The organism is Enterocloster sp., from assembly GCF_057861365.1.
Genome location: NZ_DBMACH010000007.1, coordinates 58,819 through 81,148, shown reverse-complemented (window position 1 = coordinate 81,148; position 22,330 = coordinate 58,819). Strand labels below are relative to the sequence as shown.

Sequence of the window (22,330 nt, the reverse complement as noted above, 5' to 3'; positions counted from 1 at the left end):
TCCTCCGTTTCTAATGCTGCAGCATGCCCAAAAACAAATTGATAAGTCCCACTAAGCAGCTAATGCTAAAAAACACGATCACTTTCGCTCCAACCACGTCAAGAAATTGATGTTTCCCATGGCCGGTATCATTTGCCGCCAGCTTAATTCCTGCTACGATCAATGACAGAACCATACCGCCTATGGACAAATACAGGCATAAACTGTAAAAAGAGGCAATCGGGCTCTGTAACGCTTCGCTGTCACTAAACCCAAAGTCGGATACCTGATCGTATGGATCCAGCTCAATCTGCCCATCTCCCATTCCAAAATCCATATCCGACAGTCCCGCGCCGGTTGAAGACTCTGTGATTTCTGCCGTTTCAGTTGATTCTGCCGGTTCCGCATAGGCACTCATTTTCATCGCACCTACCAGCAAAAAGGAACTCGCTAAAACAATTCCGATCCATGCACCTGGCCGTTTTTTTCTACTGGAACGCATCGCCAGCCGCCTTATAAACCAGACTTACAAAGAAGATTGCCCCAAACGCGCAGATCATACCAACGAAGATTCGGAATATCTTCTGCTTTGTTTGCTTTGCGTCAGAGGTATCACCAAATGACAGTTTTACGCCTGCATAGATAAACAACAGTACAAAAAGTCCCACTGCCACCACAATCGCAAAGGAATAGCCGCTTCGGAATACATCCTGGACCTTCGTGATCGCTTCCGTAAAAAGGCCTCCGCTTGTCGCATCTTCTTTCATCCAGTTTGCATCCTGGACCGTCTCCGCATAAGAGCAGATCGTCATCATTCCACTTAAGACTGCCGCCTGCATGGTCAGAAGTGCCTTCCTTCCATTTTCTTTCCATCTTCTGAACATTCCTGATGTCCTCCTTCATCTTTTCTATTGGTTATGAACAGTTCCTGCCCATATCCAGTACCCCAACTTGGTTGGGATACTGGATATATGCAGAACAGCCAGAAATTCATGGGAAACTGCCGCAGATGCAGCAGCTTTCCCATAAACAAACAAATTACTTATTGGAATTTTCTTCGGAACTTTCTTCCATTTCTTCTTCCTGTGTTTCCTCTTCCTGATCTTCTTCCTCTTTTGTCGGCTGACTGCCCGGTCCTGTATGCAGCGTTACCAGATGAATGAAATGGTTTTCATCATCCTTGGTCCAGATGCACCAGCCCTTATAAATTTTCACATCTTCCGTATACGGTTTCAGAAAATTCATAAACAGAGACAGTTTTTCATAAAAGCACGCTCCGCTTTCCGCAGTCGTCTTGACATCAATAGCTGATACAAAGTTATCATTCTTCATGTCCGAGATGCTCATCATCTGTCCTTCAAATGAAACTTTTACCGTATCAACCTTCTGGGCACCTGCATTCATAACGCTAAGCGCGCGTCTTAAACTGTTGCTGTTGGCCTGAAATTCATACTGCACGGTTTCCGTATTTCTGAAAGCCGCTTCATACATCCGTTTATCAACAGCGCTCTGTATATTCAAGCGAAGCTGATAAATCGCATCCGGCCACTTAAGAGCGATACCAATGATGTTTTTGTGCTCCTCATCAAACTGGAATGAAATACCGAGCTGATTATAGCTTTTGTTGCATGCCAGAATCTTGATCAGTGTTCCCGGTTGGATCGTCAGATAGGTCGAAATTGCATCTACATAAGGTTTATAATCTTCCTCTTTCACCTCAGACCGGTCTTTACTTTCAAAACGGACCATTGTTGGAGATAAATCCACCGTTAACATCGTGTTCTGGCGATCCGTGGATGCCATTTTCAAAATCGGGCCCTCTCCGGATAATACCGGAAGGAAGCCGATCCCACTTTTTGTAGTTGCCATGTGGGGTAAATACTGTGAGATTTTCTCCAACGGAATGCTCATGCTAAATGCATCCGTTTTCGGATTTTTCACCTTGGTCGGTTCTTCCACGAAGCTTACCGGGATCTGAATAGCTGGTTTTTGGGAAAGCAGTGTCACCTGCTTTTCCTCAAACTGCATATATACAATGTCGGTCTGCTCCGCAACGGCTCTGACCGAACCGGCAAACCGCGCCGGCAGATAAACCGAAATTTTCTCAACCGGCATCATCTCGCCCTTTTCATCAAGTCCTTTGATCTTGGCCTCGAACTTCACGCTGGCAGTGGTCGTTTTTCCCTCTACCGAAAACATGCACGGGTAACCTTTTGCCGTTGCCTTATTACTGGCCAGAAAGCTGATAACCCCCTCTTCAATCGTGATCTTATCCATCAGTTCCAACATTTTTTCGCTGGTAGCCGCAACGATCATCATTTTACTCATATATTTCCCCTTTCTCTTCTACTGAATTTTCCAGTTCATCTGTTGAGATACGCTCATGCGTCTGCGTATCCATTTCATACATTTCCAGAATCATCCTCTTGGCTTCATTCATGGTGCCGTCCATATCCACCTGGCCACCATCCCATTCTGAAAAATCGGAATGGTATAACTGGTAATCATAGCCATCTTCCGAAACCTGAACATATAAATAGCCCTTATTACCCAGCTTCCAGGCACACTCATCTTCCGTAATCTCCGGCTCCGGAGTACAGGTTGCCTGGCATCGTTCCAGACGTTCTGCCAGTTCGCAGATATGGTAAACTTCACTGCCAAAACGCAGATGATACTCATCCATATATCCGCAGGCCACAATGACTGTGCTGTTCGGATACTTCACCTCTACATACGCACCATCCGGAATCTGAAACAGTTCCCGGTAATTCGGATCAATGAAGCGGATCATGCGTGTCTCATCCGCCTTATCATTTTTAAATCGGTCCATAACGTCCTCCTTTTTAGAAATCAAACAACGAAAAAAAATTTGCCATACCTGCCATGGGTTGCTTTTGTGGCACTACCACTGCCGGTTCCTCGTTTTCCGGCTCCTGTAGATCCATAAAATCTTCATCCCACTGGCCGAACAGATTTTCAAACATCTCATCTTCTTTTGCTTTTCTGCGTCGCTCTACTTCTTCTTTTCCAAGCAACTCTTCATATACCTGCATCGTCACATACGCCTCAGCCTGTTTGTCCGAGCTGTGAAGCACATCAAACATCTTTTGCAGGGCATTGCCAGACTTTACATCTTGATCCGCCAGGCTTGATGCCAATGCAACTCTCGCATCAACACCCTCTGCCATGGCAGAAATTCCTTCCACGGAGAACTTTCCCTGAATAGCTGCCGTTGCTACCTGCTTTTCCGCGATCAGCTCAATCACTTTCGCCTGTGCGGTTCCTTCGTAAGCCATATAGTACGTTCTGCATTCCATGGTCTGGTTCATCCGGTAGTGACGCCTGGAAGCCTGCCAGACAGTGAAAAGGCTGTACCCCAGCTGATAAAAGATCAGGGTCGGATAGTTGTACCTCTTCCCGCCTTCCGTCCAGCACAGATCAACTCCTGTCTCGATGAGCTTTGGATTGGTGATAAATACTTCCACGCCATCTTTTGCCCGCTCACGAATCCAGTTTTCCCGCTTTAATGCTCCCGGGCTCTCCGCTTCCACAACAACGGCAAAGATCCCCGCGGCTTCCAAAATATCTCTGAGCCGGTGTGTGACGTTCCAATCATTTTTTCCAGAGCATTCAGCAAATACTACAGATTTTCTGCCTTCCGAAAGCTCTGATTTTATCAGTTCAATGAGTTTTTCTTCTTTCGGAAGCAGTATTTCTCCCGAACGGTATTCATCGTGCTGAGCAGCTCTAATCAGAATGTCTCCATTGACCGGATTACGGATCTCTTCATTGCCATATGGCATGTCCGGATAGAAAAGCCCATACTGTAATGCCTGGCTGAGTAACGCAAATCCACCTCTTTCTCTTCTTTTGGCGTATGAAGTCAGCCTTGACACCAGAATGGAATGATCTCTGGCCACGTCTCTTGCCATCGGAACGGTCACAACCATCTCCTTTAGATCCGGTAAATAGGATGACATGTCCGAAAGATCCAGAAAAACGGCACAGTCCAGCAAAAAGTCTGTAAAGATCGTTGGACTGATTCCCGGCTTTGTCTTTGGTGACGATAAACTCCGGCCGCGGGCAGATACTTTCTCCGCAAGTTCCTCATCCGAGGAAGATCCTGCATATTCATAGCGCTGCTCCACTTTTCCATACTGCTTGGAAAAATTCGCAACATCTGTCCAGCGGTACCCCTTTGATATCATTTTCCACGGTGCCAGCCGGTAAATCAGATAATAAAGATCCTCAGCCTTTCCGCCAGCGATGGTTCCAGTCAGTGCAAGCTGTTTCTTCGTTGCCTTGATCAGGCAGTGCATTGCATTTCCCTGGGCACTGTCTCCGTCCTTACACACATGGCATTCATCAAAAATCACGATGTCAAAATACCCTTTCATGTATTTTTTAATGAACGAAGCAGGCGAATACTTTCTTACCCCATCTCTTTCTGAAACGGATATCGGTTCCGTCTCATTCTCTGCGTAATACTTTCTTGCATATTCTTTATGTACCCAGACCGTAGTCTTTCCTTTTTGGGCCCGGTTTCTATAACAGGTTGCCCGGTACCAGGGGCTGATTTTCTTTGCACCGATGTTTTTCACATGCGGCATCCATAAGGATTCCCCGCACCAGATGCAGTTTGAATTCCGACCTGTTTTATACGCAAAGTCATTGGCTGTAAGTCCGCAGATTCCGCCAGATGCTGTATAGGCAGCAAGCACCTCTCCACAATACGGACATTTCATTCCATAGATTGTCTCGATCTTAGTTGTCCCTTTCTCAAAGTCTTTACCGCCGCAAGAAACGCATTTTCGGACAGGCATATTTTCTACTCCGCAGTCTGGATTCCTGCATTTCTTCATATACGCCATCTTAGCAATTTCCTTTTTCGGTACCGGCTTCAAGCTATAGGAGAGCTTTGCAAAATCTTTCGAGAGGATATAAAATTCTTTTCCAAACCTCTGACTTCCGCGCTTTCTAAGCTCCAGCAGCTGAGAAAAATCAGTTACGATCGTTGCCTTTGCATATGGAATCTGGCGCTCAATCTCCCCTTTCCATTTTTCAAGGAGATGACCAGGACACATGACGAGATTCCTGTATTTTACCAGGGACTCATCCATATAAATATCCTTGAGTGCTCTATGGCTGCGTCGCATTTCCTTCTGCACAAAATAGCTTTCGCAGATTGCAGCAGCCTGCGCTGTCTTTCCTGTGCCCATCCCCTCACAGATGATGGAAAAAGTTGCGCCATTTAAGAGGTGCGTGGTAACACCATTCACCATGGCTGCCTGCTGAGGGTAAAGTCGGATAGAGTTTAGGGTAAATGCATCCACCTCACCTTTCAGTTCGCTTTCCGGGCTCAGCAGATTTTCAAGATTTTCCACGAGCGTCGATCCGTACTGTCGAAAATACTCATCCATGCTGTTAAAGTTGATCGAGCGCTGCTCTTTCTTTGAGATCCAGATCTGTTTTTGCTCAAACAGGACCTGGATAGCAGACTTTAAAGCCTCATAATCAAAGGTTACAAGATCATATATCTGCATTTCTTTCAGGTCATCCGTTCCCTGTAGAGAATATTCCGTCTCAACGCATTCCGTATGAAGCCGATTGGAATAAGCATTGATCAGACCCTCTCTCAGTGCATATGAAAGGATTGGTTTTCCCCACCACTTAAGCAGTGGCAGCGGATATTTTTTCATCAGAATTTCATAAAGTTCTTCTCCTGCAGTTTCTTCTTTTGAAACGAACAAATCGTTTCCAATCGCTGCATTTAAGATCACTCCATGATAAAACCGCTCTTTTCCGCGCATGATCGGCACATAGTAAGCTTTATAGCTGCCAAACACGTTATACCGCTTCTCCTGTCCGTTTTTGTTCAGCCAGATTGTGTTCTGCTCGGTGGTGCACATCGTACTTGCTATCGCCTTTGCCTCCTGTAACGTCCGGGTAAAATAACTGATGTAAGCAGCCCTGATTCCCCGGATCAGCATTCGCTCCAGATAAGCCTCAAACATACCGATTCTAATCATTCCGTTTTTCATCACACTGCCCTCCCCTATGCTAACTCTCGGATCGTCCCGAAATTATCAATCACATGCAGCGTGATCTGGTTGCGTGTTGTGACTAAAACAGAATGAATATCTCCATCATCATTAATCTCCGGAGTTTCGACCTGAACTGGCTTTGCCTGTCCTCTTTGCAGGTGTAAATCGCCGCGGTCTTCATTTCCGGCCAGGCCCTGTCCGCCTCCCGCAATCGCAGACAGATACAGCAGATCTTTTTTCAGCGGAACAATTGGCTTTCCAAGGCCAACCGACTGATATTCGTTGGTCTGCAGAGCTTTTTTAAGCACTGGCACCAATGCACTCGTATTATGAAGCAGAATTGCCTCATCGAATTCCTTCGTTGTAAAGAGCTCAATCTCACTCTCCAGCGATACGGGAACTTCCATGCGTGTATCTGGGTCTTTGGGAATGTACGGAATATTCTCAAGCGGTGCCCCAGGATTTGTACTCATCCACTCCTCGTACTCTTTCCGGTATAGCCCGATCGATGCACGCTTCTGACCAATGAAAACCACCTGTTTGTATTTCGCAAACTCCTCATCGTCAAAACGATAGAAGGCCACAGGCTTAAACCTTGCCAGCAGAGACTTTGCAAATTCATCCAGATTCATTGTGGTAAGGGAAACAACCAAGACAAGATATCCTTTCGTTTTCATTAACTGGAAGATGCGTTCAACAAAGAGCCTTTCTAGTCTTGTTGATCCATCATCTCCGCCTACGCCATATGGCGGATTGGCAAAACACAATGTAAATGACCGGTTCGATGCCCGGATCCCGCCAATGAAATCTGCACATACTGGAAATTCAATCTCCTGCTTATACTGCTCAAAGGTTTCCCGATTCAGTTCCACACCAAATGTATGGACAGAACCGACTTCATCTGCCCTCTCGCACTGACTTAAAAACGCCTTCAGTGCTTCTGCATTACCAAACGATGGTTCCAAAACGCAGCATTCTCCCTGCAATCGGAACAACCTTCCTATTTTAGTGGCATGCACCGGATCCGTGTAGTAAGCGCCAAGCTTACTGTCATTAAATACCGTTCTTGAGAACGTATTCTGTTTGATGATTTGCTCCATCACCGTTTCCTCCTTTTGGAATAGTCTTAAAATAAAAAAATCCCAGTTATCGCTAACCGGGATTTGAATATAAAAAAATAGACTATTCCCTCCAAAGGCCCATATGGGCTCACTCACCGCCAAAAGCGGTATCTTTGAAAAAAATAATCTAATGAAATTATTATAACAAAGCAATTCTAAGATTGCAATATCGAAACTGGCAACATACTCGCTGCATATCCTGATGAATTACCAACCCCCACTTCAATTTCTTATAAATATGAAGTGAGGGCTTCCGATAATTCTGTCTCTTGGAATATGCCGCACTGGTATTAGAAATTTCAGGCAGCCACCATCCTCTTTTCCTGTCAAAATCGGTTGTGGCTATCGAAAATCTATATGACCCCAGTCAATGCAGCCGTCTACCTGGTTCTCCAGAAGGTAACGTATCAGTTTCACGCAGGTTTCCCGTTGGTCAGCATCAATTTCATCACGAACATCCATCAGGTAATCTTCATACCAATCATAAGGATAGATATCCCCATAAGTCTCCCTGTAGTCTTCTTCTGGATCTTCGTCATACACCTCTTCTGGATCGTGATCAAACGTAACCGCAATCCGTTCAAGCTCATCTATATCTACCTGGTGGTCATAGAGGTAGTAAAGAAATGAATCACTACCGCCCATTCCACTATAAGCCCGCGAAAACCATTCGCCTGCAAGTTCCTCCTCATCCGATCCATTTCTGTGCCATCCACTTAAATCACCAACAAACGCTTCCAGCAGCTGCGCCGGATGCTTAAAACCGGCTTTAAATGTATAATACAGAAGAGCATGATACTGCTCATCTGTAAGCTTTGGGCTTATATCTCTGTCTGCTTTTGTCGCAAGATCGGACGCTCTCTGTTCTCTTTCTAATATCATTTTTCGTGTCTCCCTTTAGGCATAATATTTTAAAATGCTGTATTGTTTACTCTCTAGGTGTGCCCCTCCAGTCGATTTTTTGACCGCATCCATGACAATAATTCGCCAGTCTCGCTGCATTTGGTCCCCATCCCAAACGGGTACCACAACTGGAACATGTATACAGCGTACCTTTTTTTACATCATGCAAGGCTCCAAGTGGATGAGCCTCTATTCCCTTTTTGAGTGCTCTCTTTGCAACTTCCAGCGCTCCGTAAACTTTCTTTACTTCATCCTCTGTTCCATTTATTTTAACATTCATTTTCTGTATTACCTGTAATGCCTCATCTTCCATCATCTGACATACACCTCCGTATTTCGTTTTACAAAAAAATCCATTCATCCTCCTCACTTTCTCTGTAATATTTTATATAAACAGGGAAAGTCTCTCCGTAGACATTCCCCTGATCATATCAATCTCAGGGCAATGCCCACTCATTTTAAATTATTCTACTCCTGCCACTAATGCCAAAGCCACGCTCCAGACACTTCCTGATCCAAACGATCTGTTTTCGATAACCAATAATGTACAATATTATCTTACCATAATTAAAACAACGTCTCAAGATTCCTCCGATATTTGGCCATTACTCTGTACCTTGTATCAACCTGCTATAAGTATGGATATGGGTAATTGAATTAAACAGCTTTTTCGTTGAAGAGTTCGTCCAGATAAATATAAATTTCATTTATGTCATATTATAATTTTTGACTTCCTATCGTCAAGCACTCTCCTTCCATTTACGAACTACCAATACTTAATTTATTGATTTTTGCACCTTGCTTTAGTATAATAATAATAATTTCACATGTGTTTTTACTATTTTTAGTAATAACAAACTTTGTTACTATGAAAGAGGTGATATTTTGGAAGGACGAGTATACAACTTTATGGGCAGCAGGAAAACAGATGAAAATCTTCCTGAGCAGGACTTAAGCAGCACTACCGAATCGAATTTTAATGATGTTAATGCTGAAACTTCGGAGCCTGATAGTCAGGATGATTTTTCTTCTGATTACTCTACTGGCACTTCAACTGATACTGAACAAAATAATCATAACGGCTCTGTTGTAAACGAACAAGACGGACATAATGGTCCTATTGTGAGCGATATAGATGGCTTATATACGTATGGACAACTTGCCAAATTGTTAAATAAACCAGAAAATAATCTGCGATACTTAATCAATACTTTCCGCGATTTTATTCATCCTGTTGCCGTTACAACTTCTGCAAATGCTAAACGTGCAAATTTCAAATATTCAGAATCTGATTATGCTACCCTTAAGCAAATTCTTGCTTATAAAGAAAAGGGAATTCAGAATGCTGAAATCATTAAGCTTTTAGAAAACGGGCCGGCTGATGATAACAACGATAATGAGGATGATCAGATTGCTATTATTGCGAAGCGAGTCCTGGCTTTTTACAAGAAAAATCTTTCCGATCGTGATCAACAAGTTATTAATCAATTTTCCTTAGTTAACGCCAGAAATCAAAAAGCTTTAGAAAGTCTGCTCCAACAAGTAAGCGATGTTTATTTAGATCAAAAGAAGTTTTATGAATCTGCACTCTCCGAGACAAAAAAGCAGAATGAGATTTTAAAAGAACAAAATGACAAGCTGCAAAAACAGTTAACTGATGCACAAAATATTATATCGTCTTCAAAAGATGCATATGAACTTAACAGTCAAGTTATCAGCGATGCGCAAGAAATCATATTGAAACAATCCGAATATATCGAAAAATTAAAGGATGAGCTTTCACATGATGATGAACAAACTTCAGAAAAGAAAGGCTTTTTTTCAAGATTATTCGGACTTTAACTTGATACCATCTTACAATTTATATGCCTATAAAAGCAATCATATTTAATGATTGCTTTTTTTATTTACTTGATTACACCCTCTCTCCTACTCTCATCTTTATTTTCTATTATTCTTTATTCCAACTTGCATCTCTTTAAGTCATACAAATACATGTTTGCTATTTATCGGGCTTCCTTTATGATAATAATAATTTATTTTTATCTTTTTGCATATGTAAAGTATTTATTATCACTAATTATGATAATAATGTTATTATTATATTTGATGATAGTAAATTTATTCATTATCCGTTCTCGTTTCGATATAGTAGTAATAATGTCATTACTACTATATCATTTCTCGAATTATATTCTTATTATCAAAATTGATAATTTATTTATCATATTTTCCATGTTGGATTTTCTTCTCTTATTTATCATTATCATTTTTGTGAATTAATTTATTTTATCTATGATAAATTTCTTTTCATTGATCACGGCACGCTCATTTCAGAAAACAAACCTGTGAGCTTGTTGTATTAGTAAAATTTTCTTTTATGAATCTGCCAAATTTATTTTTTATGTTTTATCAAAGGCAGGAGAGCAGTAACGCCATTAAAATGCAATTTTTAAGCCACTAACACGCAATTTTTACGCCATTCTGTCAAGCTGAAATTATTGTGTGCCACCATTATGCCATTATCACGCTATAGTTACGCCATTCTTACGCAATCGCAATGCCACTAACACGCAATTTTCACGCCATTCATCGAGTCTTATTCAGATTTAGTTCATTGATAAGACGATAATAATATTGACATTTTCGTAAATACACAGTAATATAATAGTAATGTCATTATTATTTTTGATAATAATAAATTGACTCAAGAGTTCTACAGCATCGAAAAGATAAGATATGATAATAAAATTGATGTTAATGAAAAAGAAAAGAAAGGAAAAGCTGCCATCTATGTAATTAGAAAAAGATGATGGGCAGTAGGAAAACGAATGGACCAGAAATTATATTTGAGCATTGACTGCGGATTTGATAAATTTAAGTGCTGTATTGGCGACTATTTACTCGCCTTTTCATCTAAAATGATTGATGTCACCAATTCTATTAATGCTTTATCAGTAGCAGATGGTGACAACACCTACATAGAATACAAGGGATCTGTATACATGTTCGGTGACAGTATCGATCAAATCATCAGTATGAAATCCAATTTAAAAATGTATGCTGAAGAACTTGATAGTAACCGAAACAAACAACGTTTTAAAGACAGAACTTTCCATATTAGTTTACTCGCAGCAATCGGATACTCAATAGTAGCATATGATACCGTCTATAACCCTGAAAAAGATGTTGACAAACATCTTTTTAGAAACCTCAGTAATTTGCAGTATTTTATCGGTATTGGTTTGCCTTATGGCAGCATGAATGAATGGCCACAGATCAAGGAATTTTTGAAGCAGCGCCATCATTTCAAAATCCGCCGTGGCAGCAAATCCTGTACTTTTGATTTTGACCTGGATCTTTCAAACGCGAATTTCTTATGTAACGCACAGGTAATCACAGCTTTTCTTTTCCAAGGTGCATCATCAGACGGTAATTTAACTATTGATAAGAAGGCCTTACCATGTATCATGATGGATGCTGGATATAAAACAGTTGGATTATTTGAACTGGCAAAGAATCTGTCGATCAATCCAGAAACCGCGTTCAGTGATACAGATCATGCAATGTACAACATTGATAAGTATGTTGAAGAGAAGGTAAAAGAAGCTGGAAGAGAGGACTTTAGTTATCTTCAGGTACAGTATCATGCCAGAGGCGAAGGTAATCCAGCAGTTCGTAAGAACACAACTGTGATCAATGTAAAGGATATCTACGAAAAAGTTTTGGCAGAAGAAGCTATCAAACTGTGTAGCCTATTAGAAGGAAAATATTCATTGGATGACGTTGAAAATATGTTCATAACCGGCGGCACCGGAATCGCATATTATCCTCACATAAAAAAATACATGGCTGAACATCACGGACTTACAAAAGTGGTTTTAACAAATCGTGCTGATGATGGATCCGAAATTTCTCCAATGTACGCTATTGTAATCGGACTGCATAAACAGCTCAAAAACAGGTACAAATAATGGCTAGCTACATTCAAATCAACATCAATACAGCTAATGCGCCACATTTCGCTACGTGGTATCATAACCGCAGCGGTCAAGCAATGTCATACTTGACCGCTGCCGTACTAAATTACGCAATCAAGCGGCAATTTCTCTTAATCGGCTACGCACCGAAAAACATTTTCCTTGAAGAGCTTCCAAAAATATTTCAGATCCGCATTAAAGGCAATGAATCACTTGTCAAATGGGAAAACGATTTAAAAATGGCAAGCCTCAACAAACGCAGAACGATTGAGTACATACTGGAACAATCCATCAGTACAGATACGCCCATTAGTTATACACAAGCAGAAATGGATATGAAAATAGCCGAGCTTACTTTCGGATCAACAGTCCGAGAAGAGAAGAGTAGTGTGGCACCTTCATATGTACCGGTGGTAAACGAAAATCGTACTGATAATAGTTCCAATGAAGCGATAACGAAATCAACGTCTTCCATGAAACAGGATACTTCAAAAGTTGTTTCTGAAAATAAGGATACCGAAACCGTTTCAAGTAGAACTACCGAGGAAAATAATTCCGATAATATATTCATAAACAGTGCATTTGCTGGCTTAGAATAAAAAGGATGATGACCATGCATATAACAAAGAAAAAGCGAGATGCAATTGTTAAGCTGCACCGTCAGGGCGAGTCGATCGAACTTCTGACCGCCATTAGCGGTCTCAACCGAACCACCATTACATCCATTATCAAAAAAGACGATAGTGAAAAGCTTTTTCGCGAATTCAATATGGTAAGTGAAAAATTATCGTTTGAGCGTTGATAAGTGTTTCCGATCAGGTAAGAATTTACAAAGCTAATCTAATATGATAGAATACTTATTACAAAACCGCTTTCCGGCATAACATAATCAATCTGCAGAATTGCTGCAGCCGATTATGTTATGCTTTTTTGTGCCAAAAATTTGAATTTGAGAAAGGATTTTAAGATGATAAAAATGAAATCAGTTTCCATTATTTTCCTCATATTCATGTTTGTCATATTGACAATCCCCACATACGCTGCCGATACCAAAAAGATTACCAGCGTAAGCATCCAGAGAATTTATAAAGTAAAAGAGGGCGAAATCAATGCAGATCAAGTATCATTTAAGCCCAGCCGTTCCGAGTACACCATCACTTATCAGGGAATGTATGATGCCAGCGATTTACCCATCGGTTCTTATATGGACTATAGGATTACTCTTAATGCTAAAAAAGGGTATGATTTTGAATGGCTAAAAGAACGAAATTGTCTTTCAGATTCCGGGACAATACAGGGACTCTCTATATCTGCAGATTACTCATCCTGTAGTTTTACCCTACATTCCTATCCGCTACCAATGGTTTTAAATCAGCCACAGCAGCTTCGTTGGAATGGGACAGTCGCAGAATGGGATCCTGTTGAACATGCCGACTCATATCATGTGACTATATATACCATCGAAAAGGACGGTCGTCTTACCCAACGTGGAAAAGAACTTACATGCAGCACAACCTCTATCAACACAAGAGAAATCCTATATTCAAAACCAGGTGATTATATTTTTAAAGTCGAAGCAGCCAGCGACCAAACATACCTGTATACCAGTAAAAAAGCAGAGCTGGCCTATAATCATTCAAAATATCTATCATCTGAAGATATTGGCTATTATACAGGATACTGGCAGAAGAAAAATGATGCGCAGCTCTATAAGCTCGCTTCCTCCGAACGCTCTGAATACGATAGTGAATACCTTATAAGTGGCCGATACCTTATAAACGGAGACTACTACACTTTTAACGAAAACGGTGAGCGGCTGACCGGCTGGCAATCTTTTGGCGGAGAATGGACTTATCACGATGAAAACAATGGAAGAGCAGTTCGCGGATGGTTTTCAAAAACATGTAAAAAATACTACTTCGATCCTGCGTCATCCATTATGATAACCGGTTGGAAGACGATCGATCATCAAAGATATTATTTCGATCAGTCCGGGGCCATGGTCACTGGCTGGCAAAAAATCCATGGAAAGATATATCTATTTCAGAATAATGGCACGCTAAACCTTAGTACGATAGTGATCCAGGGGAAAACCTATAGTTTTCAAGCCGATGGAAGTCTCATTCAGTAAACACATTTTCACTTGGAAAGGCAGGAATCATTTATGCTCAGTTTGATATTTAAAATTCTACAGGATAAAGTAGGCGAGTTATACAATTCCATCAATCGGAAAATCCAGCCCTTACCATTTGGGGATGACCAGGACTATATCTTTGACTCCGATACTGTAACCGTATCTGATTTCTGGAAGAATTTTAAAAAGTATAGCCAGAGCCCCGCTCTGGTTGGTGTATTTTATGCGTTTTTGCTTCTCAACATAATAATAAATTTATTTATTATTATCATTTCTATTTCTAATCTTTCCAATCACTACTTAGGAAATCATTTACTATCACTCATAATGGCACTTTTCTGGCTATTTATGCCTCCGTTTATCTGGATGTATTCTACCAGATATGTTTTTTGGAACTACCGTTTGTACAAATATGGAAGCCTCATCCTCCTAACATTGAATGACCTTATAATCATTCAGAAGTTCATAATGAGCAGCCTTTATCCGCCCCTGATTCGTTTTCTCTCAGTCATTCCGGTGGGAGAGTACATCGGCAAGGATATGATCATGCAACTGGGCATTTTCCTATTTGCCGGACTTCCGCCTCTTATTCCCATCTATATCGGATGCAAATTATATGGCACATTTTCTTCGGACCTAGTCTTGGATGAAATCGATCGGTTTAAACTCGATCATTACATAGATTTCCGGAAATCCAAAGAATTTGCTTATGATTTTAAAGCAGTCCGTTATCTTTCAACGGGATCCCAATTTATTGTAAAAGAGTTGGACCGATTTTTGCATATGTACTGCGACGGTACAACCGGCACCGCGAAAACATCCAGTGTGCTCACTGTTGCCATTGCAGACGACCTTGATCAGAAAGTATATAATGAGGACTATCAGAAAAGAACTTGTTATGCAGCTCTAAAAGAGGGGAAATTACGGATTTGTGTTCCATTCAAGGAAACCGATTTTTCCATCAATTACTTTGAACCGGTTCTGTTAGAAAACCCGAATACAGACAGACAGATTGAAAAAGAAAACAACAGCAGAAAAGAGCTGTACCGGCATCTCAAGTTTGACTCCCAATCCGCCGGCATCACCGTTGTAGCACCCAATGCTACATGGGCAGATCAGTGCTACTATATGGCCAAAAATCGCAAACTGAAGATCCATAGAATTGATCCGATTTTAAAAGATGGGAAACACAAAGAAGGGTTCACCGGTTTCAATCCTTTTAAAATCGATCCGTCACTGACCGGAAAGGCACTGGCAACCACCATCACAGCCCAGGCCTCCAATTTCGCTACCGTAGTCCAGTCCATTTATGACCAGTCAGGAGTATCCGATCCATATTTTTCTAGTCTCAATGAAACAGTAACTGTCAGCATAGCAGAACTATTAATGCTGACTTATCATCTGGTGCACCCCGGGCAGGTTCCCAAAGCATCCGATGTGCAGAACCTGATCAACGACTGTAGCCGCTGCCGTCCATATCTGGATGCACTTATTAAGCACTATTCCGTTCACAGCCTCAGAAGCAATGGAAATGACCGCACAGAACAGGTTGCTGAGATTGTAGATGTAGGGCAGTGGCAACAGGTATACACAACCATCAACAATGATCTTCTGGGCGAAAATAAAGCAAATATGTACGATCGCTGCAATGGTCTGCGAAACCTGATCAACAATTTCCTAAATGATCCTCTGGTCCGCGATGTTTTTGAAGCAGAAGAGACCGTTGATATTGATAAAGCCCTGGAGTACGGTGAGATCATCATATTAAATTATGCCCTTGAGCGAGGCGATTCTGTGGCAACCGGTTTTGGCCTGTTTTTCCTGCTTTCCTATGAAACGGCCGTCCTCAGGCGTCCTGGATCAGAAAATGACCGTATCAAAAATTTTATTTACATCGATGAGCTTCCTGTGCTCCTGCATCCGAAACTGCAAAGTTTCTTCACACTGTTCCGCCAGTACCGGGTTGCTGTCATCTGTGCCATCCAGACACTGGATCAGGTAAAGAAGATACAGCTTGACAGCATCATGCTCGGTAACTGCGCACACCAGATCATATTTGGACGCGTAAGCACCACGGAAATGGATATCTTTTCCAAAATGGCTGGCGAGACCCTGGAACACGTCACACAGGAAACTGTTACGGAAACAGCAATCACCGCAGAGCTACCGGCTTACTCATATTCCAGGCGCTCTACACCTACCTTATCCGAACGTTTTTCTGGCACGGTATTCCGGTATTTGGGCTTTCAGGAAGTTATATTCTTTTCCGTAAACAATTCTTCACCCATTTATCCCTTTAGGGGAAAAGTGAATTTTCTGCCCAAACCGAGAGAGAAGAGCGCCCCAAGACTAAAGATCGAATGGGAGCCATTCATGCCAGGACCGTTGCATCCATCCGTTTTTGAAAAACGATTCAGCGTTGCCCACATATCATCAAACGGGTATTTTTCTTCAGGCAAACCAGGAAATTATTTCCTCGCAGGAAATAAAAAATCCATTCCAGAACCCCAGGTCCAGACGGATCTGACCACAGAAACAACTGAAGCTGTCTCAGATGCAGAAGATCAAACGCCAGTAGAGCCGACCCATATCATAACCCCCACGGAACACACCGATGGCATCTTCTTCGGTGAATGAAAATGAAAGGAACGCGAATACCACCGCATATACCATGTCCTATTCCCCATTTCGATTTGATAGCACCACAACCATTAAATCCATTCAGGTCCCTAGATCATCAGGAGCATGGCAATCCATCACAAAAAATGAATTGTCGGATCTGGAACTGCTCATCCTATCCATAGTCTATGAGCTGCAGTATTGTACCGCATCTCAGGTAAGAGATTTTCTATTGTTTTGTGGGTGTGAAAACAGATTCAAGCGTTTTTCCGACGGAAACGGTAATCCCTATCGAAACCCCATCCATGCTCTGATACGCAAAGGATTGTTGATCCCACTTTCCATATTTCGCGGCGGAACAGCAAGCGGACCGTCTATCCTGCAGTTAAGCTCATTTACAAATAAATTAATGGAATTATTATTCCCGCATCCCAGAATTTTTGATCATTTTCCAAACCGTACTGCAAATGATCCATCCACAATTTTAACAGTTCTGGTCCGCAATAGCGCCTGCATCAATATTCTGAGAAGCAATCACCAGATATTCCTTGCGCAGGCCATTGAGAATGCCCCATCTATTCCCCATATCTGCCTTAAGACGCGTTTGCAGGGGCAGATCTTAGTATTTCCCTACCGTTCAAATAAAAAGGCATTAAAAGCGGAACTGGATCGTCAAAATGCCACTTCCTATCAGACATGCATAGTGATCGCCGAAACTTTAGATGATGCAAGGAAATTGAACCACTTTCTGGACACCAGCCATTTTAAAACACCTTTACTCTTTAGCACCGATGCTTCGCTGAAGAACCCAGAAATTCCACTTCTTAAACACTTATACCAATTCACGAATGGGCATATGGAGTGCCTGGCACTTTCTGATACCTAAGAAAGATCGAAGCTTAAATCAGTAACCGTTTCAATACCACAGGAGGACAAAAATTACGATGTATTTGATATGTTTCTTACTTTTCTTGTTTCTTGCAACGCTTCTTTTCTGCATTGTACAGAACAAATCCCCATATGACCAGGCTATTGATGATTTAGCACAGGAAACCGTTCTAACGCAGTATTGTACCCATCGCAATACTAAATATCGCTGATTCCTTCTGTTTTCGTCCATGCACGGCAATGTGGTGATAGACGATGAAGGCCTGGTGTTCTTCACAGTGTTTAATGCCTCTTTTTTGTATTGATGCAACTCGCAAATAATGATAGAATTGGTGAAGCAGGATCATGCCTGACAAATGGCCCACCACTGCGTGTATCATTCGGAGCATGATCTTTTCTGGAATACTGGCCTTAAGAAGGATATGAATATGAAAATGACCTTAAGAAGTCCCAGAGCCGGCGTTGTGGTAGAGCGGTTCGGGGACAAAAGAAAGTATCTATACAAAATTGTTGAGAACAACCCACTGTGCTTAATCAAACCCTGCACAACCTTACTTCCCCTGGCAGAAATAAGTGCTGATGCAAAGATCATCGGCCCGGACGGGCAGCCTGTCCCTGCAACCGGCGAATACTATATCACTGCAGAAACCATGGATCCGTACCATATCGTAACAGATTGGTTTTAGGAGCTGCAGGTAAAAGACATATAAGCCCAATGGACTTTGTATGTCTTTTTTGTTTCTGATTGCCATAAGATTGATGCCTTTCTCTATGCAAACGTCATTGTTGCAGCGCGGTCTCCGCATAACTTGATGTGCTTCTGGGAACCATTACTCCATAAAGGAGGACTGCGTAGATGTCAATGATCAACAAAGAAATAAATGATTTTTCTGTTCAGGCTTATCAGAATGGTGAATTTAAAACCATAACCAAAAACGATATCATGAAAGAATGGAGTCTCTTTTTCTTCTATCCGGCAGACTTTACCTTTGTATGCCCTACGGAGCTGGAAGATCTTCAGAACAAATATCCAGAGTTTCTAAAAGCAGGATGCGAAGTTTATTCGGTCTCTACAGATTCTCATTTCGTACACAAAGCATGGCACGATCACTCTGAGCGAATTGGTAAGATCGCATACCCAATGCTGGCCGATCCCGCTCATGTATTATGTAAGGACTTTGGGGTATTGATTGAGTCCGATGGAATGGCCGAGAGAGGAAGCTTCATCGTAAATCCAGAGGGAAAAATCGTTGTATACGAAATAAATGCGGGCAATGTTGGCCGTAATGCGGATGAACTGTTTCGCCGCCTTCAGGCATGCCAGTTCGTAGCAGAACATGGCGATCAAGTATGCCCGGCCAAATGGCAACCTGGTGCAGAAACCTTAAAACCAAGCCTTGATCTGGTAGGTATGCTCTGATGGAAAAGGAAAATTTCTATGATGTAGTAGTGATCGGCGGAGGGCCGGCCGGACTGACCGCCGCATTATATCTTGCACGTGCCCGCTATCGTGTCCTTATCCTTGAAAAAGAGAAATTCGGCGGCCAGGTCACCATCACTGATGAAGTGGTAAATTATCCAGGCATTGAGAAAACCAGCGGGAGAGCACTGACAGAAACCATGCGCAGACAGGCCGAGTTTTTTGGAGCTGAATTTCTATTAAGGGAAGTTACTGCGCTAAAAAAAGAAGAAACTGCATCCGGAGCAGAACTCTGGGAAAGCACTACAGACAAGGACAGCTTCCAAAGCTTTGGAATTCTGCTTGCAACAGGCGCCCATCCAAGAATGATCGGCTTTCCAGGTGAGGCAGAGTTCCGCGGTCATGGAGTAGCTTACTGTGCAACCTGTGACGGAGAATTCTTCTACGGGAAAGAAATCTTTGTAATCGGCGGAGGATTTGCAGCGGCAGAAGAGAGTGTATTCCTCACCAAATTCGCAAGCCATGTGACCATTTTGATCCGAGACGATGATTTTTCCTGCGCAAAAGCTGTTGCAGAAGCAGCCAAAAATCATCCTAAGATTACCGTCCTGACAAATACCGAAGTTATTTGTGTTGAGGGTGACCACATGCTGCGCAGGATCTGCTACAGAAATAGAAATACCGGAAAGGAAACTCTCTTTGATTCTGCAAATGACACGTTCGGAGTGTTTGTATTTGCAGGTTATGAGCCAAACACATCACTGGTAAAAGAACTGGTAAATCTGGATCCCCATGGATATGTGATAACCGATAAGAGCCGGCAGACCAGCTGCCAAGGAATTTATGCAGCCGGTGATGTGTGCCAGAAAAATCTGCGCCAGGTAGTAACGGCAGTGGGAGATGGTGCTACCGCCGCTACGGAGCTGGAAAAATATGCGGCTGCCATGCAGGGAAGAACCGGTATCCATGCAAAACAGGCGGTTAAAAAAGGTGCCGCGCCAGATGTAAAATCCTCAAATAGTTTTTTCTCACAGGATATCATAAACCAGTTAAATACGGTATTTGCCAAAATGGAACGGAAATTGCAGCTTGAGCTGCATCTGGATTCCCGGCCCGTGAGCCAGGAATTAGAAAATTATATGACAGAACTGGCAAAATATACAGATAAGTTGACTGTGCACGAACGCGTCCCTTCTGCAGAGACCGGTGCTTCGCTTCCTTTTGTGGATGTATTAACCGAAAGCGGAGAGCAGACAGGGCTGGCTTTTCACGGCGTCCCTGGAGGGCATGAATTTACGTCCTTTATTCTGGGATTATATAATGCTGCAGGGCCTGGGCAGCCACTTGATCCTGTAATAAGAGAAAAAATACTGGCAATCCAGCATAACGTTCATCTGCAGGTCCTGGTATCACTTTCCTGTACCATGTGCCCGGATCTTGTGACGGCCGCACAGAGGATTGCTTCCCTAAACCCTCTCGTAACGGCTGAAGTATATGATATTGCCCATTTTCCAGATTTAAAAGAAAAATATCATGTTATGAGCGTTCCCTGTCTGATTATCAATCAGGATAAAACCTCATTTGGCAAAAAGAACATCCAACAGATATTGGAATTAATCTGACTGGTCTGCATCTCTTAACCTTCCCATGAGTGTTTAACTTGCAGTCCTTTCAAAGGCTTTCCCTTCGCCGAACAGGGTTTCAGCGCTGTTGACAAGCATTTGTGAAGCAGATATAATAAAACGGTACTCATTTTTTTCAAATATAATTCGCTATGTGAAAGGCATACGATCTCATCCGGGATTGATATGCCCTTTTTTATGCGAAAATGATGCCGACAGGCAATCATATGCGTCAGCAGGACTGACATACTCCGCTACATGGCGGTAAAAAGCAAACAAATATCATATTTACAGGAGGAGAAGAACATGAGCGATGCATGGAAAGGGGTAAGCAGGGCCAGAAAATGCCCCATTTGTCAGCATGAAGACTGGTGTGGCTATTGGACACCGGAAGATTACGGTGGTGAGCTCATCTGCTGCCAGCGTGATAAAGAAAAGTGCAATATGATCGGTTCCGATGGCCAGGAATATGTGTTCATCGGAAGCGCAAAAGGTTCCGGCAGTTCCATCTATGAAGAACGCACTCAGTACGAACTGCTCCGGAAAAAGAAAACCGGAATGAATTATTCGCATATTTCAAAACCACAAAAAAGGGAACTGAAACCGGTTGATCAGATTGTGCCCAAAAACAATGAAAACTGCAGCAGTATTTACACCTATATGCAAAATCTTCTGATCCTTGACCCGGCACACAAGGCTTATCTTCATAGCCAGGGTTGGACGGATGAACTGATTGAAAAGCATCATATTGTATCATTTCCAGAAGAGGACAGCCTGCGGGTAAAGTACCATAACCGATACCGCACCAGAAATATAACCAGAGTCAGGCTTGCAGATCTAATTCTACAGAAATTTGGATCAAATTCACTCGAAGGAATTCCCGGGGCGTATTTAAAAGGAGAGCAGTGGACCTTTGCCGGCCCAAGTGGACTGGTATTTCCGATGTATGACCTCGATGGGAACACCTTTCGTCTTCGGATCCGGAAAGATTTTTCTGACATTGATGCAACCGTGATCACTTCCGGCCAGGATCGTTTCTACTATGCCGAAGGTAAAAAATATTTCATCAGCATGAAGGGAGTTTACTTTGTAACCCCTGGAGGAGAGAAAGAATTTCTCCCGCAAAAAGGAAAATACAGAACCCTGGCTTCCTACTATCAGGATTCTCAGGCTGCAACACGTGGAATATTGGCCAACATCTATAAAAAGGGCTGCGCGGCTGCAAACCAATGCAGTTTTTACGGCCTTCCTTTTGCCAAAACATCCTCCCTTTGGTACATCACGGAGGGTGAGCCAAAAGGACTATTTGCATCCAACGCCTTATCGACTCCGGTGGTAACTCTTCCCGGGGTCAATTCCTATTCTCTTATTTTAGATGACGGTGTCCTTTCTCAAATGAAAGAACTGGGAATGAAAATGGTTGTTGTTGCATTTGATGCAGACAAGCTTCATAATGAGCGGGTTTTATCGTGCGAAAAATCACTGGCAGACGGACTAAAAACCGCTGGCATCCCAGTCGTAATTGCAAACTGGAAAGAAGAAAATGGAAAAGGTATTGATGATCTTCTGGCATCCGGGGGAGCACCTCAATACTGCATTTATTAAGAGAATTCAATGAAA

General features: G+C 42.3%; 19 protein-coding genes. 11 read left to right on the top strand and 8 right to left on the bottom strand.

The features are described 5' to 3' along the window. Positions 1-10: 10 nt before the first annotated feature. From ACZM6M_RS09365 to ACZM6M_RS09330, 8 genes are all read right to left on the bottom strand, one after another. The gene (locus ACZM6M_RS09365; protein ID WP_118542795.1) at positions 11-481 is read right to left on the bottom strand and encodes a hypothetical protein; all 471 of its coding nucleotides are present in this window, start codon (positions 479-481) and stop codon (positions 11-13) included. Then, complete coding sequence (locus tag ACZM6M_RS09360) at positions 468-863, bottom strand: hypothetical protein (RefSeq protein WP_118542796.1); 396 nt, start codon at positions 861-863, stop codon at positions 468-470. Before ACZM6M_RS09360 ends, ACZM6M_RS09365 begins: the two co-directional genes overlap by 14 nt. A 154-nt stretch (positions 864-1,017) precedes the next feature. Then, positions 1,018-2,307, bottom strand: a complete 1,290-nt coding sequence (locus ACZM6M_RS09355) for a peptidase associated/transthyretin-like domain-containing protein (protein ID WP_489490228.1) — start codon at positions 2,305-2,307, stop codon at positions 1,018-1,020. Next, entirely contained in the window at positions 2,300-2,809 is a 510-nt protein-coding gene (locus ACZM6M_RS09350) for an LPD16 domain-containing protein (protein ID WP_489490226.1), read from the bottom strand. Before ACZM6M_RS09350 ends, ACZM6M_RS09355 begins: the two co-directional genes overlap by 8 nt. A 13-nt stretch (positions 2,810-2,822) precedes the next feature. After that, the gene (locus tag ACZM6M_RS09345; protein ID WP_489490225.1) at positions 2,823-6,020 is read right to left on the bottom strand and encodes a DEAD/DEAH box helicase; all 3,198 of its coding nucleotides are present in this window, start codon (positions 6,018-6,020) and stop codon (positions 2,823-2,825) included. Between the two features lie 14 nt (positions 6,021-6,034). Continuing rightward, positions 6,035-7,240, bottom strand: coding sequence for a DUF6094 domain-containing protein (locus tag ACZM6M_RS09340; protein ID WP_489490303.1), 1,206 nt, complete (start codon positions 7,238-7,240; stop codon positions 6,035-6,037). 246 nt (positions 7,241-7,486) lie between these two features. Further along, positions 7,487-8,026 carry a hypothetical protein gene (locus tag ACZM6M_RS09335; RefSeq protein ID WP_489490223.1) on the bottom strand — a complete coding sequence of 180 codons (540 nt, stop codon included), beginning with the start codon at positions 8,024-8,026 and terminating at the stop codon, positions 7,487-7,489. Positions 8,027-8,072: 46 nt separating this feature from the next. Further along, complete coding sequence (locus ACZM6M_RS09330; RefSeq protein ID WP_118721341.1) at positions 8,073-8,363, bottom strand: hypothetical protein; 291 nt, start codon at positions 8,361-8,363, stop codon at positions 8,073-8,075. Between the two features lie 569 nt (positions 8,364-8,932). Here ACZM6M_RS09330 and ACZM6M_RS09325 point away from each other — a divergent pair. From ACZM6M_RS09325 to ACZM6M_RS09275, 11 genes are all read left to right on the top strand, one after another. Beyond that, positions 8,933-9,889 (top strand): MerR family transcriptional regulator, encoded by a 957-nt coding sequence (locus ACZM6M_RS09325; protein ID WP_489490222.1) that lies wholly within the window; start codon positions 8,933-8,935, stop codon positions 9,887-9,889. A 989-nt stretch (positions 9,890-10,878) separates the two neighbouring features. Next, positions 10,879-12,021: a hypothetical protein gene (locus ACZM6M_RS09320; RefSeq protein WP_489490220.1), complete on the top strand. Its 1,143-nt coding sequence runs from the start codon at positions 10,879-10,881 to the stop codon at positions 12,019-12,021. Beyond that, entirely contained in the window at positions 12,021-12,626 is a 606-nt protein-coding gene (locus tag ACZM6M_RS09315) for a hypothetical protein (RefSeq protein ID WP_489490218.1), read from the top strand. The genes ACZM6M_RS09320 and ACZM6M_RS09315 overlap by 1 nt, the downstream gene beginning before the upstream one ends. A gap of 14 nt (positions 12,627-12,640) precedes the next feature. Further along, positions 12,641-12,829 (top strand): hypothetical protein, encoded by a 189-nt coding sequence (locus ACZM6M_RS09310; RefSeq protein WP_118542810.1) that lies wholly within the window; start codon positions 12,641-12,643, stop codon positions 12,827-12,829. Between the two features lie 165 nt (positions 12,830-12,994). Then, positions 12,995-14,158 (top strand): N-acetylmuramoyl-L-alanine amidase family protein, encoded by a 1,164-nt coding sequence (locus ACZM6M_RS09305; RefSeq protein WP_489490216.1) that lies wholly within the window; start codon positions 12,995-12,997, stop codon positions 14,156-14,158. 471 nt (positions 14,159-14,629) lie between these two features. Beyond that, on the top strand, positions 14,630-16,798 hold the full coding sequence (locus ACZM6M_RS09300; RefSeq protein WP_182438940.1) for a TraM recognition domain-containing protein: 2,169 nt from the start codon (positions 14,630-14,632) through the stop codon (positions 16,796-16,798). Beyond that, positions 16,776-17,666 carry a hypothetical protein gene (locus tag ACZM6M_RS09295; protein ID WP_147353369.1) on the top strand — a complete coding sequence of 297 codons (891 nt, stop codon included), beginning with the start codon at positions 16,776-16,778 and terminating at the stop codon, positions 17,664-17,666. Before ACZM6M_RS09300 ends, ACZM6M_RS09295 begins: the two co-directional genes overlap by 23 nt. Positions 17,667-18,096: 430 nt before the next feature. Beyond that, on the top strand, positions 18,097-18,354 hold the full coding sequence (locus ACZM6M_RS09290) for a hypothetical protein (RefSeq protein ID WP_147353368.1): 258 nt from the start codon (positions 18,097-18,099) through the stop codon (positions 18,352-18,354). A gap of 170 nt (positions 18,355-18,524) precedes the next feature. Then, entirely contained in the window at positions 18,525-19,088 is a 564-nt protein-coding gene (gene ahpC / locus ACZM6M_RS09285) for an alkyl hydroperoxide reductase subunit C (RefSeq protein ID WP_118542815.1), read from the top strand. Next, the gene (locus ACZM6M_RS09280) at positions 19,088-20,710 is read left to right on the top strand and encodes an FAD-dependent oxidoreductase (RefSeq protein WP_118542816.1); all 1,623 of its coding nucleotides are present in this window, start codon (positions 19,088-19,090) and stop codon (positions 20,708-20,710) included. Before ahpC ends, ACZM6M_RS09280 begins: the two co-directional genes overlap by 1 nt. Positions 20,711-21,016: 306 nt before the next feature. Beyond that, positions 21,017-22,315, top strand: coding sequence for a DUF3854 domain-containing protein (locus ACZM6M_RS09275; protein WP_182436823.1), 1,299 nt, complete (start codon positions 21,017-21,019; stop codon positions 22,313-22,315). Positions 22,316-22,330: the final 15 nt, after the last annotated feature.

Coding starts and splice junctions, on each gene's coding strand:
- ACZM6M_RS09365 (WP_118542795.1), bottom strand. CDS start 481: ATGCGTTCCAGTAGAAAAAAACGGCCAGGTGCATGGATCGGAATTGTT.
- ACZM6M_RS09360 (WP_118542796.1), bottom strand. CDS start 863: ATGTTCAGAAGATGGAAAGAAAATGGAAGGAAGGCACTTCTGACCATG.
- ACZM6M_RS09355 (WP_489490228.1), bottom strand. CDS start 2,307: ATGAGTAAAATGATGATCGTTGCGGCTACCAGCGAAAAAATGTTGGAA.
- ACZM6M_RS09350 (WP_489490226.1), bottom strand. CDS start 2,809: ATGGACCGATTTAAAAATGATAAGGCGGATGAGACACGCATGATCCGC.
- ACZM6M_RS09345 (WP_489490225.1), bottom strand. CDS start 6,020: ATGAAAAACGGAATGATTAGAATCGGTATGTTTGAGGCTTATCTGGAG.
- ACZM6M_RS09335 (WP_489490223.1), bottom strand. CDS start 8,026: ATGATATTAGAAAGAGAACAGAGAGCGTCCGATCTTGCGACAAAAGCA.
- ACZM6M_RS09330 (WP_118721341.1), bottom strand. CDS start 8,363: ATGATGGAAGATGAGGCATTACAGGTAATACAGAAAATGAATGTTAAA.
- ACZM6M_RS09320 (WP_489490220.1), top strand. CDS start 10,879: ATGGACCAGAAATTATATTTGAGCATTGACTGCGGATTTGATAAATTT.
- ACZM6M_RS09315 (WP_489490218.1), top strand. CDS start 12,021: ATGGCTAGCTACATTCAAATCAACATCAATACAGCTAATGCGCCACAT.
- ACZM6M_RS09310 (WP_118542810.1), top strand. CDS start 12,641: ATGCATATAACAAAGAAAAAGCGAGATGCAATTGTTAAGCTGCACCGT.
- ACZM6M_RS09305 (WP_489490216.1), top strand. CDS start 12,995: ATGATAAAAATGAAATCAGTTTCCATTATTTTCCTCATATTCATGTTT.
- ACZM6M_RS09300 (WP_182438940.1), top strand. CDS start 14,630: ATGAGCAGCCTTTATCCGCCCCTGATTCGTTTTCTCTCAGTCATTCCG.
- ACZM6M_RS09295 (WP_147353369.1), top strand. CDS start 16,776: ATGGCATCTTCTTCGGTGAATGAAAATGAAAGGAACGCGAATACCACC.
- ACZM6M_RS09290 (WP_147353368.1), top strand. CDS start 18,097: ATGAAAATGACCTTAAGAAGTCCCAGAGCCGGCGTTGTGGTAGAGCGG.
- ahpC (WP_118542815.1), top strand. CDS start 18,525: ATGTCAATGATCAACAAAGAAATAAATGATTTTTCTGTTCAGGCTTAT.
- ACZM6M_RS09280 (WP_118542816.1), top strand. CDS start 19,088: ATGGAAAAGGAAAATTTCTATGATGTAGTAGTGATCGGCGGAGGGCCG.
- ACZM6M_RS09275 (WP_182436823.1), top strand. CDS start 21,017: ATGAGCGATGCATGGAAAGGGGTAAGCAGGGCCAGAAAATGCCCCATT.